This window comes from Shewanella bicestrii (assembly GCF_002216875.1).
Classification (GTDB): domain Bacteria; phylum Pseudomonadota; class Gammaproteobacteria; order Enterobacterales; family Shewanellaceae; genus Shewanella; species Shewanella seohaensis.
In genome coordinates, this window is the sequence record NZ_CP022358.1 from 3,945,858 (window position 1) to 3,959,368 (window position 13,511).

At 48.0% G+C, this 13,511-nt stretch carries 15 protein-coding genes; 2 read left to right on the forward strand and 13 right to left on the reverse strand.

Annotation, left to right across the window (positions count from 1 at the left end):
• Positions 1–46: 46 nt before the first annotated feature.
• Genes rplI through rpsF form a run of 4 tightly spaced genes read right to left on the reverse strand, consistent with a single transcriptional unit; the run spans position 47 to position 1,484 of the window.
• The gene (rplI, locus tag CF168_RS17270; RefSeq protein ID WP_011623996.1) at positions 47–499 is read right to left on the reverse strand and encodes a 50S ribosomal protein L9; all 453 of its coding nucleotides are present in this window, start codon (positions 497–499) and stop codon (positions 47–49) included.
• Positions 500–535: 36 nt separating this feature from the next.
• Positions 536–763 carry a 30S ribosomal protein S18 gene (gene rpsR / locus CF168_RS17275; protein ID WP_006083042.1) on the reverse strand — a complete coding sequence of 76 codons (228 nt, stop codon included), beginning with the start codon at positions 761–763 and terminating at the stop codon, positions 536–538.
• An 11-nt stretch (positions 764–774) separates the two neighbouring features.
• The gene (gene priB, locus CF168_RS17280; RefSeq protein ID WP_011073673.1) at positions 775–1,080 is read right to left on the reverse strand and encodes a primosomal replication protein N; all 306 of its coding nucleotides are present in this window, start codon (positions 1,078–1,080) and stop codon (positions 775–777) included.
• An 8-nt stretch (positions 1,081–1,088) separates the two neighbouring features.
• The gene (rpsF, locus tag CF168_RS17285) at positions 1,089–1,484 is read right to left on the reverse strand and encodes a 30S ribosomal protein S6 (RefSeq protein ID WP_011715868.1); all 396 of its coding nucleotides are present in this window, start codon (positions 1,482–1,484) and stop codon (positions 1,089–1,091) included.
• 224 nt (positions 1,485–1,708) lie between these two features.
• On the opposite strand from rpsF, the gene CF168_RS17290 reads away from it, so the two are divergent.
• Positions 1,709–2,452, forward strand: coding sequence for a DUF481 domain-containing protein (locus tag CF168_RS17290; RefSeq protein ID WP_041412545.1), 744 nt, complete (start codon positions 1,709–1,711; stop codon positions 2,450–2,452).
• A 181-nt stretch (positions 2,453–2,633) separates the two neighbouring features.
• The gene (locus CF168_RS17295; protein ID WP_089068464.1) at positions 2,634–4,058 is read left to right on the forward strand and encodes an MFS transporter; all 1,425 of its coding nucleotides are present in this window, start codon (positions 2,634–2,636) and stop codon (positions 4,056–4,058) included.
• Positions 4,059–4,115: 57 nt separating this feature from the next.
• Here the strand turns inward: CF168_RS17295 and CF168_RS17300 are convergent.
• The 9 genes from CF168_RS17300 to zapE all read right to left on the reverse strand — a co-directional run bounded on the left by CF168_RS17300 (position 4,116) and on the right by zapE (position 13,317).
• Positions 4,116–5,332, reverse strand: a protein-coding gene (locus CF168_RS17300; RefSeq protein WP_089067288.1) for an IS3 family transposase whose coding sequence is annotated in 2 segments (ribosomal slippage) — positions 4,116–4,984 and positions 4,984–5,332 — 1,218 coding nt in all. Because the reading frame shifts where the segments join, the coding sequence is not laid out codon by codon here.
• A 103-nt stretch (positions 5,333–5,435) separates the two neighbouring features.
• The gene (gene rlmB / locus CF168_RS17305; RefSeq protein WP_086901989.1) at positions 5,436–6,176 is read right to left on the reverse strand and encodes a 23S rRNA (guanosine(2251)-2'-O)-methyltransferase RlmB; all 741 of its coding nucleotides are present in this window, start codon (positions 6,174–6,176) and stop codon (positions 5,436–5,438) included.
• Positions 6,177–8,606, reverse strand: a complete 2,430-nt coding sequence (gene rnr / locus CF168_RS17310; protein WP_089068465.1) for a ribonuclease R — start codon at positions 8,604–8,606, stop codon at positions 6,177–6,179.
• Positions 8,607–8,645: 39 nt separating this feature from the next.
• Entirely contained in the window at positions 8,646–9,302 is a 657-nt protein-coding gene (gene motX, locus CF168_RS17315) for a flagellar protein MotX (protein WP_011715863.1), read from the reverse strand.
• Between the two features lie 108 nt (positions 9,303–9,410).
• A complete protein-coding gene (locus CF168_RS17320) occupies positions 9,411–10,706 on the reverse strand; it encodes an adenylosuccinate synthase (RefSeq protein WP_089068466.1) in 1,296 nt (431 codons plus the stop codon).
• Between the two features lie 66 nt (positions 10,707–10,772).
• A complete protein-coding gene (locus CF168_RS17325; protein WP_011715861.1) occupies positions 10,773–10,961 on the reverse strand; it encodes a DUF2065 domain-containing protein in 189 nt (62 codons plus the stop codon).
• Between the two features lie 111 nt (positions 10,962–11,072).
• Positions 11,073–11,465: a 30S ribosomal protein S9 gene (gene rpsI, locus CF168_RS17330; RefSeq protein WP_006083052.1), complete on the reverse strand. Its 393-nt coding sequence runs from the start codon at positions 11,463–11,465 to the stop codon at positions 11,073–11,075.
• A 14-nt stretch (positions 11,466–11,479) separates the two neighbouring features.
• Positions 11,480–11,908 (reverse strand): 50S ribosomal protein L13, encoded by a 429-nt coding sequence (gene rplM, locus CF168_RS17335; protein WP_011073682.1) that lies wholly within the window; start codon positions 11,906–11,908, stop codon positions 11,480–11,482.
• A gap of 296 nt (positions 11,909–12,204) precedes the next feature.
• A complete protein-coding gene (gene zapE / locus CF168_RS17340) occupies positions 12,205–13,317 on the reverse strand; it encodes a cell division protein ZapE (RefSeq protein WP_089068467.1) in 1,113 nt (370 codons plus the stop codon).
• Between the last annotated feature and the right edge of the window lie 194 nt (positions 13,318–13,511).

Consider the following 13,511-nt stretch of genomic DNA (forward strand, 5'->3'; position numbering starts at 1 on the left):
AAAACACCGCCGAAGCGGTGTTTTTTTAGTTTAAAGCAGTTGGTAATTAAGCTTCTGCAACAACAGATACTTTAACAACAGCTTTAACTTCAGTGTGTAACTGAACTTCAACTTCGAAGTCACCAGTAGTACGCAGAGCGCCTAATGGTAAACGAACTTCAGCTTTAGCCAGTTCAACGCCAGCAGCAGTTACTGCATCAGCGATGTCACGAGTGCCAACTGAACCAAACAATTTGCCTTCATCACCAGCTTTAGAAGCGATAACAACAGCTTCCAGAGCAGCGATTTTCTCAGCACGTTGGTTAGCAGCAGCCAGATCAGCAGCTAATTTAGCTTCTAATTCAGCGCGACGAGCTTCAAATACTTTAACGTTGCTTTCGTTAGCAACAACAGCTTTACCTTGTGGCAGCAGGTAGTTACGAGCGTAACCAGCTTTAACTGCAACTTGGTCACCCAGGTTACCCAGGTTAGCGATTTTATCAAGCAGAATAACGTTCATTATCAAATCCTCTATATTCGATTAGGAATACTGCAATTACTGATGTAAATCAGTGTATGGCAGTAGAGAAAGATAACGAGCACGCTTGATTGCGCGAGCTAGTTGACGCTGATATTTAGCACTAGTACCAGTGATACGGCTTGGAACGATCTTGCCGCTTTCAGTGATGTAGTTCTTTAAAGTAACGATATCTTTGTAATCAATTTCTGCAACACCTTCAGCGGTGAAACGGCAGAACTTGCGACGACGGAAATAACGTGCCATTTGACAGTCTCCTAAGTTTTCAATTCGACATTTTCGGCATGGATGACTAAGCGATTTTGGCCATTTCGCCCCTGTTGAAGCGTCATAAAACCTTGAACTTGTACTTCCACACCTGCTTTCAGATTGTCTGCCACGCTTTCAAAGCGTGGGCCACTCAATATCACTTGTATTTGTACGTAGACGTTGCGGAGCATATCTGCTTCATAACGCTGCGATTTGTGTTCTAGCATTATCACACTGTGTGCGATGCCTGCCGGGCTTTTAAAGCGTCTGGAACGGGTTATGGTTCCTGACAACACCAAGTTATTGGTGGTCACAGATAAACTTACTCAGCGATTTCTTCAGCGTTAGCTTCATCATATGAGCGGTCGCCAGCTGGGCCACGACGTGAATCGCGCTCATCTTTAGCTTTCGCCATTGGAGATGCTTCAGTAACGGCAACTTTAGTACGCATTACCATGTTACGCAGAACTGCGTCGTTGAAACGGAAAGCAGTTTCTAGCTCTTCAATCGTCTCTGCTGGTGCTTCAACGTTCATCAGAACGTAGTGAGCTTTGTGCAGGTCTTGGATTGGGTAAGCCAGTTGACGACGGCCCCAATCTTCTAAACGGTGGATTTTGCCGTTAGCTTCGGTGATTGCACCGGTGTAACGCTCAATCATACCTGGTACTTGTTCACTTTGATCTGGGTGAACCATAAATACGATTTCGTAATGACGCATTTATTGCTCCTTACGGTTATGTAGCCTCGTTATTGGCTCAGTCAGACCAAGTGGAGGCAAGGAACGAAAATAGTGACTGATTCGAGCGCGAGATAGTACAGAAAGCAGACGCGAAACTCAAGCAATAACTTTGCCTCAACCCTCAATACGGGTATGATGACGCCTCACCCCTATTCGGATATCAAACATCAGCCACTCAAGAACCCAGACTAATGTTACGAGCAATGCTAAAAGTTATCGCCCCTTTGAGTTTGTTTTGCCTATCTTTTCCGGCACTTGCGCTTGTACCTCCCGATTATCAGGAACCGCCAAGCGATTTTACTGCAGAAGTCGAAGCCGGCTTACAATTGAACACGGGCAATACCGAGTCGAGCAGTTTTAATGGTCGCACCCAGCTGATTTACGATGCCAAGCAAACGAAACAAGAAGCCACGCTAAAAGCGTATTTTGCTTCAGAGAAAAACCAAACCACCTCAGAGAAGTACGAACTCCAGCTGCAGAGCAACTATAAACTCACTAAGGGTTATATCTTTGGCCGTGGTGACTTTACTTGGGATCAGTTCGGTAGTTATACCCAAATCTCAACCCTTTCTTCGGGTTATGGTTTTAATGCCATCAGTACCTATAAGACCAAACTCAGCCTCGAAGTCGGTCCGGGTTATCGATACAACCTGCCTGCAGAATCGGTAGCTGAGCCCGATCCCGCCGCCGAAAAGGATGTGATTTTACGTACTGCGGCAAAGTTTTCGCAAAAATTGCAAGAATACACCAGTATCAATGCCGATCTCACCGCCGAGGTGGGCGAGAATAACAATACTCTCACCCTCGACATGAACTACAAGAACTTAGTGTTCCAGGATTGGGCATTTAAAATCGGCATGAACGTCAAGTACACCGAAGTGGTTCCCGAAGGCAGTAAGCAGACTGACACTGTCACCACCTTTAACTTGCTCTACACCTTTAGATAATAGAGGTACTCAGTGGTTTGGCTGAAAACAGGTTCATCCTCTCAGCCAAATCCCATTTCAGTCGAATTGAGTGACCCACACACAAAAATGATAACTCAGTCATTAAATCCCAACATATTGCAACACGGAATAAACACTAACTCCTGATATACTCTCCCTGCAACCATACAAGGAGTAGTTAATGGCAAATCCGCTACGCACTTTCGCCTCTTTATATAGCACGACTCTATTAACTGTATTGGCAGGCGGTTTACTCACCACCTATTTAGGCCTGCGCCTGTCGGTGATGCACGTTCCACAGCTATGGATAGGCGGCATGATGTCGGCCTATTACGTCGGTCTGGTGGCGGGCTCTAAGATAGGTCACCGTTTGATTGCCCAAGTCGGGCATATTCGCGCCTTTGTCGCCAGTGCAGGGATAGTGGCCGCCTCCGCACTCGGCCACGCCTTAGTGGATGAGTTAGCGGTTTGGATCCTTTTAAGGCTTATCGTCGGTATGGGCATGATGTGCCAATACATGGTGCTTGAAAGCTGGCTCAATGAGCAGGCCGAAAGCAGCCAACGCGGCACTGTGTTCGCCAGCTACATGATAGTCTCGTATTTCGGTTTGATATTGGGCCAAGGTGCCATCAGCCTCTATCCTGAACTCGGCCTAGAGCCGCTGTTACTGATCGCCATCTGTTTTGCCCTGTGTATTGTCCCCATTTCCTTGACCCGCCGTATTCACCCTGCGCCACTGGTACCCGCGCCCTTAAAAATCGCCCATTATTGGCGCAAAGCCCCGCAAGCACTGACGACTATTGCGATAGGTAGCATGATTGTCGGCTCCTTTTACGGCTTGGCGCCCGCCTATGCCAGTAACTTAGGTTTACCGCCCGAGAAAGTCGCCACCTATATGACGGCCACCATTCTCGCGGGTCTGCTAGCGCAATGGCCGATGGGGAAATTATCCGACATCATGTCCCGCAGTCGGCTTATCCGCATTAACTGCGTATTGCTTGGGATCTTAGCGTTAGCTATCGCCCTCACGCCTTACCATCCCACACTCTCACTGGTGATGACGTTTCTGTTCGGTATTCTTGGCTTTACCTTCTACCCTTTGGCAACAGCACTGGCCAACTCCCGTGTCGAGCAGAGCGAAAGGGTCGGTCTGTCGGCCACCATATTACTGACCTTCGGTCTTGGCGCCAGTATCGGTCCGCTTATCGCATCCACCCTAATGCAATGGCTCGGCAACAGCATGCTCTATGGTTTTATGTCGGCCTGTACCTTAATTCTGTTTTTACGCCTGCGTTATGTTCACTCACAACAAAAGGCCGAAACCAATGTGACTCAAGACTACATCATGGCAACTGGTGACTTAGTCTCATCCCCACTCGCGGCCGCGCTCGACCCAAGGGTTGATGTCGAATCGGTGCAGGAGCAAATGACCCCAACGCCCAGCGACGATGAAGAAGATTTAGGTGCCGATGCCCTCGAAGATGATGACACTGACAACGAACAACAGCTGACATTCGAGTTTGACGTTAATCCAGAGCCGACTTTTGTTGAGGCAAAAAGTCACGACTTAGAAGAGTCTAATCTCGATGCGGTGAAAACCGCTTAAGAGGGATTTCAGTAATTAGAGTGTCTCGTCCTGAAATAAGTTGACACTTATTTCCACCTAAAACGCTCGATGAACCTCATCGGGCGTTTTGTATTTTAAGGCCAAATGTGGCCGCCGTTGATTATAGATGGCTACCGCTTCTGTCACCATTTGTCGCGCCTCCTCCAGCGTTGCGGGCTTATGTGTTAAAAACTCCTGCTTCAAGATGCCATTCACTCGCTCTGCTAAGGCATTTTGATAGCAGTCATATCCGTCTGTCATTGAGCATGTCACGCCATGTTGTGCGTGAACCGCTTGATACGCGTTTGAGCAGTACTGTATCCCTCGGTCTGAGTGGTGTATCAGCGGTTTACTTTTATCTTGTCGCTGCTTCAGCGCCCGTTTGTAGGCCGTTAGCACCCCGTCTGTTTTAAGATTATCATCAACATGATAGCCCACGATTTTTCGTGACCAGGCATCGGTCACCAAGCTTAAATAGGCTTCATTATCTTGCAGTGGCAGATAGGTAATATCCGCCACCCAGACTTGCTCTGAGCGGCTGATGTCTACTTGCTGCTCGCTGGGCTTAAGCAAGTTGGGATGACACCTAAATCGATGATGGCTATGGGTCGTTTTATGGTACGCCCGCTTAGGCGTGACCAACAAACGATGCGCCCTAAGACAGCGAAATAACCGGTCTCGTCCTATCACTATTTGATGCATTTTGTTGAGTAAATACTGCAGTTTACGCGTACCGACTCGCGGTTGAAGTAGCCGTTCATATTGTACCATTTGCACCACCTGTTGCTCCCTTTGCTCCCATTCTGTTTGCCGCTGGCATTGTTGATAATACGCCTGGCGACTGATGCCAAGGTAACGACAGCATTGGGTGACGCCATAACCTATGGCCGTTTTTTCTTGGAGCGTTTCGCGGGTGGCTTTTTTACGACGGATATCCCGTAGTCAGTTCTGAGTTTTTCGACAATGGCTTCGAAGAACGCCGCTTTCATGCGGGTATCTTCCAGTTCGGCTTCGAGGGCTTTTATCTTTTGCTCGGGGGTGAGCGTGGTGGGTTCAGTCATCAACTGTCCTCGCATTGATGTTGGCGGCGTCCCTAGGGACCAATCCAGTTTGCCATGCTTGCGTAACCACACTAACACGGTGGAGCAACCTTGAATACCGTACTTGTCTTGCGCCTGCTTATAGGTCAGCTCGCCTTTTTCCACTTGGTCGACAACCGCCAATTTAAAAGCGAGGGAATAATCGCGTTGAGTTCGTTTAATTGTTGAAGTCATTACACTCTCCAAAATGAGTTTGAAAAGTGTCAACGCTATTTAGGACGGGTCAGAGACAATAAAAAAGACGGGCTAGCCCGTCTTTTTTATGGAAAGCTATCGATTAGCTACGGCGTTGACGCACGGCTTCGAATAGGCAGATGCCCGTTGCGACCGACACGTTTAAGCTAGAAACGCTCCCCGCCATCGGAATCGACACTAAAGTATCGCAACATTCACGACTTAGGCGGCGTAAGCCTTTGCCTTCGGCGCCCATCGCAATCGCCAGTGGCCCTTTAAGATCCGCTTGATATAGCTCGCAATCCGCTTCGCCCGCCGTGCCGACAATCCACACGCCCTTTTCCTGCAGATGACGCATGGTTCGCGCAAGGTTAGTCACTTGGAATAAGGGTACAGTTTCGGCGGCGCCGCAGGCCACTTTGCTTACCACAGCCGTTAAGCCAACTGAATTGTCCTTCGGCACAATAATGCCCTGCACACCCGCGGCATCGGCGTTACGTAGGCAAGCACCTAGGTTATGCGGATCGGTAACACCATCTAAAATCAAAAAGAATGGTAAGTCGGTCTTAGCTAACAACTCATCTAAGTCATGCTCACCAAGGATTTTAGCCGCTTTAACACGGGCAACAATGCCTTGGTGCTGAGCACTCTCGGCTTTATCATCCAACACTTTGCGTGAGGTCACTTGGATACTAGTGCCAAAAGCTTTGGCCTGACGGATCAGCGGCGTTAGACGCTCATCTTCACGGCCCTGCAACAGCCAAAGTTCAATAATGCGCTCTGGGCTATGTTTTAACAGCGCTTCAACTGCGTGGATCCCAAAAATAATATCTTGTTTCTTCATTTACTTCTTTCTCGTGCTCCGCTTCGCGGCCTTTGGCTTTTTCGCCGAATTTTTTACGCTTTTCTTAGGCTTAGCGCCTGCTTTAGACTTGGACTTACTCGCCCCAGCTTTATCTGAACCGGCTTTCGATTTCGCGCCTGTCGATTTAGCCGCCTTAGCCATTTTGGCGCCTTCACGGTTTACCCGCTCACGTGCCGTCATCGGTTTTTCTCGACTTGGCGCAGACTTACGGCGACCGCCTTTTCCGCTGTCGCCGAGCATGACTAAGTCAATCTGTCTATCATCCAAGTTTACCGCGGCCACTTTTACCGTGACGGGATCACCCACTTGATAGATTTGACCCGTGTGCTCACCAATCAATCGCTGACGCATAGGATCGAACTGGTAATAATCGCTACCCAGGCTAGAAATATGCACTAAGCCATCGATAAATAAGTCATTTAAGCGAACGAATAAACCAAAGTTAGTGACAGAGGCAATAACCGCCTCGAAGGTGTCACCCACATGGTCCTGCATAAATTCACATTTCAACCAGTCGCTTACATCACGCGTCGCTTCATCGGCACGGCGCTCGGTGTTCGAACATTCTTCGCCTAAGAGATCCAACTCATCGAGCTGATAATGGTAGCCACCATCGGATGTCCACTTTTCATTGGCTTCGCCTTTTTCCTTCGCCAATAAATAGCGGATCACGCGGTGAAGCACTAAGTCAGGATAACGGCGAATAGGCGAGGTGAAGTGCGCATATTCTTCGAGTGCTAAACCAAAATGACCTTCGTTATCAGGTGTATAAATAGCTTGGCGCATTGAGCGCAGCAACATCACTTGAATAAGCTCGGCATCGGGGCGATCGGCGATTTGCAGCATCACATTCTGGTAATCCGCAGGCGTTGGCTCAAGTCCACCGCCCATGCTTAAACCACGTTCGGCCAGAAACTCTTTAAAGTTTGCCAGCTTCTGCTCAGAGGGCGACTCATGCACGCGATAGAGGATTTCACCCTTGTGCTTTTTCACAAACTTAGCGGCCGATACGTTGGCCAAAATCATACATTCTTCAATGATTTTATGAGCTTGATTACGCGCTCTTGGCACAATCTTATCGATCTTGCGCTGGTCGTTAAAAATAAACTGCGTTTCTAAGGTCTCAAAGGCAATCGCACCACGCTCGGCGCGTTGTTCATCGAGCGCTAAATAGAGTGACTGCAAACATTGCAGATGCGGGAATAGCGCCTCATGCTCTGGCGCAATCGGTCCACCTTCGAGCATGGCTGCCACTTGGGTATAAGTGAAGCGCGCATGTGAATGCATCACCGCGGGATAAAACTTATAACCAGAAAGCTTACCGCGGGCCGAAATCGTCATCTCTGCGACCATACACAAGCGGTCGACATGGGGATTAAGCGAACACAGGCCGTTAGAGATTTTCTCCGGCAGCATAGGGATCACTTGCGACGGGAAATACACAGAGTTACCACGGGCACGGGCTTCGGTATCTAAGGCCGAATCGGTACGCACGTAGTAGCTCACATCCGCAATCGCCACCCACAGACGCCATCCACCACTAGGTTTGACTTGAGCATATACCGCATCGTCAAAGTCGCGGGCATCTTCGCCATCGATGGTCACTAAGGGCAGATCTCGCAGATCGACGCGGCCAACTTTATCGGCTTCGGTCACTTCATCGGGGATCCGGCGCAGTTTTTTCTCAATCACCGCCGACCAAGTGTGGGGTAAATCGTAATTACGCAGGGCAATTTCGATTTCCATTCCCGGCGCCATTTGCTTGCCGAGCACTTCAGTGACTTTACCGGCAGCTTTAACGAATCGGCCTGGACGACGGGTTAATTCAACCACGACCACATCGCCTTGACGGGCGCCATTGCGATCTTCGGTGGCGATTAAGATTTCTTGGGTAATGCGTTTATCATCGGCAATCACAAATGCCATGCCACTGTCGACATGGAATCGCCCCACAATGGCGGCACTGCGAGGTTGGATCAAGCGAACGATACGGGCCTCGCGGCGGCCTTTACGGTCCATACCGGCTTTTTGTGCCAGTACTTTATCGCCATGGAAATACATCAGCATGTCGCGATTTGAGATAAATAAATCGTCGCCACCTTCGTCAGGTTTAAAGAAGCCATAGCCTTCTCTGTGCCCAAGGACAGTGCCGGAAATCAGATCCATTTTTTCAGGTAAGCCGTAGCTTTGACCGCGGGTAAATACCAGTTCACCGTCACGCTCCATCGCCCGTAAACGGCGACGCAGGGCTTCTAACTGTTCTTCATCGTGGATCTGCAGTGCAACAGCAATGCTGTCACGGGTAATAGGTGATTTTTGAGAACGTAAGTACTCGATAATATACTCACGACTTGGGATAGGGTTTTCGTACTTATCCTGTTCACGCTCGAAATGAGGGTCTTTGATCATTCAATATCCAATATTTCTGTCTCAATCAGTAGAGACAACTCAACGGGTTCGCAAGTGCTCTTGCTGGGCCCGCGCCACTGCACTGGCGGGCATTTTAGCGGCTAACACCTGCAGTAATGACAAGGCTTTTTTCTTGGTCGCCTCATCGGTAAAAACATTGTTGTATAACCAGTTATAGGCCATTTCATAGTCCCTTGGACTACCATAACCTTCACCGTATAAACGAACCAGCATCATCCGCGCGGCTAAACTGCCGCTCGCCGCCGCTGGCAATAAATAATTGACCGCACGGTCTTTATTACGAATAACAAACTTACCATTTTGATAATATTCGGCAAGTTTCACCATGGCTTCGGGACTGCCCTGCTCGGCCGCCTCTTGCAATAATCCCATCCCTTTGACTGCATTGGCTTTTACGCAGGTGCCATGGTTGAGCATTTCCCCCCACAGAAACTGATACAGGGGCTGCTTTAAGACTTCAGCGCGCGCTTCGATATCTTGCACTAACTGACAGTCATCTTGCTTAACTCTTGCCAGATATTTCTCGCCGCGGATCATTTCAAGTAATTGATCTTGAGAATAAATATCCACCGCCTGTGTTTCAGCAAAGCACATTGAAGATACTAAGGGCAGCAGCGCAACTAAGGCAGTACGTAGCATAACGACTCTCAATGACAATAGGGTGAATACTTGCATCGGCAGTATAACCTATTTCTTGAGCTCAAGCCGAATTTCTAACCACAGAAAACAAACAGGAAGGAACAACAAAGGAAGAAAAGGCCGTGAAACACGGCCTCTACGATTTTAGTTAAATGGGCTAACTAAAATCATCGTTTCATTACGGTCTGGACCGGTAGAAATGATGTCGATCGGCGTTTCTAACAACTCTTCAATACGCTTGATGTAGTTGATAGCTGCTTGCGGTAACTGCTCTAAAGAGGTCGCTCCGAAAGTTGACTCGCTCCAGCCTGGCATAGTTTCATAAACAGGCGTGACCTGCTCATAACCTTCAGCCGCTAATGGCGTAACCTTAGAGATAGTGCCATCTGGATGTTGGTAACCCACACAGATCTTCACTTCTTTCAGACCATCGAGTACGTCTAACTTAGTTAAGCAGAAGCCACTTACACTGTTGATTTGTACTGCGCGGCGCATTGCCACAGCATCTAACCAACCAGGACGACGCTTACGACCAGTAGTCGCACCAAACTCATGACCTTTAGTACCTAAATGATCACCCACTTCACACAAGAGTTCAGTCGGGAAAGGACCAGCACCCACGCGAGTGGTGTATGCCTTCATGATACCTAAAACATAGTCTAAATGACGTGGACCAAAACCGCTGCCTGTCGCCACACCACCTGCGGTAGTGTTTGACGAAGTTACAAACGGATAAGTACCGTGGTCGATGTCTAATAGTGTACCTTGTGCACCTTCGAACAGAATTGGCTCACCCGCTTTACGCGCGTTATCCAGCAGTTCGGTTACGTCAACACACATGCTCTTCAGGTAGTCAGCTAAAGCTAACGCATCGCTCAGTGTTTGCTCGTAATCTACGGCGTCTACTTTGTAGTACTCTGTCAGCATAAAGTTATGATATGCCATAACTTCTTTCAGCTTTTCAGCAAATAGTTCAGCATTGAACAGATCGCCAACACGCAGACCGCGACGGGAAATCTTGTCTTCATACGCAGGACCAATACCACGACCCGTAGTACCAATCGCTTTGTTACCGCGCGCTTTTTCGCGAGCGATGTCTAAGGCACAGTGGAATGGTAGGATCAGCGGACATGCTTCAGAGATCAGCAGACGTTCCTCAACCGGAATGCCGCGCTCTTTAAGCATGTTGATCTCTTTCATCAGGGCGTCAGGTGCAAGCACTACACCGTTACCGATAATGCATTTCACATTGTCGCGTAGGATGCCTGATGGGATCAGATGAAGTACGGTTTTATCGCCATTGATCACAAGAGTGTGACCCGCGTTGTGACCGCCTTGGTAGCGAACTACATATTTTGCCTGTTCTGTTAGAAGGTCGACAATCTTACCTTTTCCTTCGTCACCCCATTGGGTGCCGAGAACAACTACGTTTTTGCCCATTGTTTGCTGCAAGGTTGTGGTTAAAAAAGAATTCTAACAGATTTTAAACCGCAAGTGGTAAGGCATTTATGAAAAAATAATCAAAATGACCAGCCCAGCGGTGACTAAAGAACCGCCAATCCGGCGTAAAACTTGCTGATTTTGATGGGAAAGCTCATTTAAATATCGGCGCCATTTATTGGGAAATAACAAAGGCCCCACGCCCTCTAAAATCAGCACCAATGCCACGGCCAGCATAAATAACTGTAAGCTCATCTTCCCCTCTCTTCGAACAGTCAGCAAAACACTTTCATTAACGCGAGCATAGCCAATTTTAGGCAATAAAAAACCCAGCATAAGCTGGGTTTTTTGAGATTCCAAAACGTATTAACGCTTAGAGAATTGTGGCTTACGACGTGCTTTACGTAGACCCACTTTCTTACGCTCAACTTTACGAGCGTCACGGGTTACGAAACCAGCAGAACGTAATGATGGACGCAGAGCTTCATCTAATTGCATCAGAGCACGAGTGATACCGTGACGGATTGCACCTGCTTGGCCAGTGATACCACCGCCCTTAACAGTTACATAGATGTCCAGCTTGTCAGTCATTTCAACTAGTTCTAATGGTTGACGAACAACCATACGAGCAGTTTCACGACCAAAGTATTGGTCCAAAGGACGTTGATTTACAACGATGTTGCCACTACCAGCTTTAGCGAATACGCGTGCTGTAGAGGTTTTGCGACGGCCAGTGCCGTAGTACTGAGTTGCAGCCATTTGCTTAATCCCGTTTAGATATCAAGAACTTGAGGTTGTTGTGCAGCGTGGTTATGTTCTGCGCCAGCGTAAACTTTCAGTTTACGGAACATGGCACGGCCCAGAGGACCTTTTGGTAACATACCCTTAACTGCTTTCTCGATGATCATTTCTGGCTTGTGAGCTTGCAGCTTTTCAAAGCTGATTTGCTTGATGCCACCAGGGAAGCCTGAGTGCGAGTAGTACGTCTTGCCTTGCGCTTTGTTACCAGTAACAGTAACTTTCTCAGCGTTGATAACGATGATGTAATCACCAGTGTCAACGTGAGGAGTGTATTCTGGCTTGTGCTTACCGCGTAAACGCAGAGCGATTTCGGTAGCGATACGACCTAAAGTTTTGCCGTCAGCATCAACGACGAACCAGTCACGAGTTACAGTTTCTGGTGTAGCAGTAAAAGTCTTCATTATTACAAAAACCCAAAGTTAATTTCTGTCTCACATGTTGCCTACAATGGTAAACAACACAAAATTGCCTTTCAGTACCCCTTCGAGTACTTAACTCGGCGTACAACTTCCACCTAGTTTGGTGGAGTAACGTGGGCAGGTGGCGGATTATAGACAAACGTGAGCTAAAAATCACCTGATATTTTGACAAAAATCATAAAAAATCGATCGGTGAGGCCGATTTTCACTGGGATGGATGAGTCACAGGAGGTTTGCGCAAAAAACGCGCTAACCTCCGATAAAACTCACTTGCTAACTTATGGTAAATGTTCTGATTTTAAGTAATCGTGGGATTGCATTTCGATTAAGCGAGAGCGGCAGCGTCTAAATTCAAAACTCAATAAGCCATCTGCATAAATCTCTTCCAGCGGCACCTGCGCGGAAACAATCAACTTAACGTTGCGCTCGTAAAACTCATCCACCATAGCTAAAAAACGTCTGGCGATATCATCACCCGTTAAAAACGCGCCCATTTGTTCGATGCCACTCACCAACACAGTATGATAAATCCGCGCCAGCTCCATATAATCTCGCTGACTACGGGGACCATCGCATAGGGCCCTGAAATCCGCGAGCAACACGCCTTGCGCCTGTTGACGTATGCTGATTGCGCGTCCTTCAATCTCTATCGCGTCGGTTGATACTTCGGCCTCGGGGGCTAACTGACGGAAATAACGCAGCAAGTTAGTATCTGCCTCTTCATCGAGTGGATGGTGATAAATCTCGGCCTGCTCCAGTGTGCGTAGACGATAGTCGATGCCCGAATCCACATTGAGCACTTCACAATGCTGATTGATCAAGGCGATCGCGGGAAGGAATCGCGCCCGTTGCAATCCGTTTTTATACAAATCATCGGGAATAATGTTTGAGGTAGCGACTAATACCACACCTTCTTTAAAGAGGGCTTGGAATAAGGTGCCAAGTAACATGGCATCAGTGATATCAGAGACAAAAAATTCATCAAAACAAATGACTCGGTATTTAGCCGCCATCTGTTTGGCAATCACTAACAAAGGATCGCGCGTACCTTTGAGCGCATCCAGATCTAAATGCAGTTGATGCATAAAGCGGTGAAAGTGCGCCCTTAGTTTTTGATTACCTGGCAGCGCATCAAAAAAAGTGTCCATCAAATAGGTTTTGCCGCGACCGACACCGCCCCAAAGATACAATCCCTTAGGCGCGACAGGCGCAGACTTAAGGCCAAAGGAGGTCAGTAACTTGCCAAATAGTGAGCTGGGCGCTTCGGCAGCGGTTAAATCCTCGTAGACGCGTTGCAGTGCCTTTACGGCCATTTCCTGCGCGGGATCATGGGAAAAACCATCACGAGTAAGATCTTTTTGGTAATGCTGCCAAGGGCTTAACTGGGGCACGTTATAATTCTCTTTTATCCTTTGGAAAAACTGCGTCGATATTACCACGGCCTCTCACACAGGGCATATATTTATCCCCCAACAAGCTAAGGATGCTGGATTCCATTTTTAGGCACTCGATGACGGAAAAGCCAAATTAGGCACAAAAGGATAAAAACTTATTTAGAAAGCGCTATGCTGTTAACTTATTTCAC